Source organism: Trabulsiella odontotermitis (assembly GCF_001188485.1).
Classification (GTDB): Bacteria; Pseudomonadota; Gammaproteobacteria; order Enterobacterales; family Enterobacteriaceae; genus Trabulsiella; species Trabulsiella odontotermitis_A.
Window position 1 is genome coordinate 1 of record NZ_JNGH01000038.1, and the last position, 230, is coordinate 230.

Sequence of the window (230 nt, forward strand, 5' to 3'; positions counted from 1 at the left end):
CCATGCGCTGACCGTGACCGCCACCGATCCGACCGGGAATACCAGTGCAGAGAGTCCGCCAGTGAATATCGTGGTGGATACCACCGCGCCGACGGCCCCGTCGATCGGCACCGTCACTGATGATGCTGGCAGCGTGACCGGGACGCTGACTGACGGGCAGACCACCGACGACACCACCCCGACACTGTCGGGTACCGGTAATGCGGGCGATGTCATTACGGTGTACGACA

1 protein-coding gene is annotated in these 230 nt (G+C 63.9%); it reads left to right on the forward strand.

All coding sequences use genetic code 11. The features are described 5' to 3' along the window. A partial coding sequence (locus GM30_RS26515) for a hypothetical protein (protein WP_162212973.1) occupies positions 1-230 on the forward strand: 230 nt, incomplete at both ends.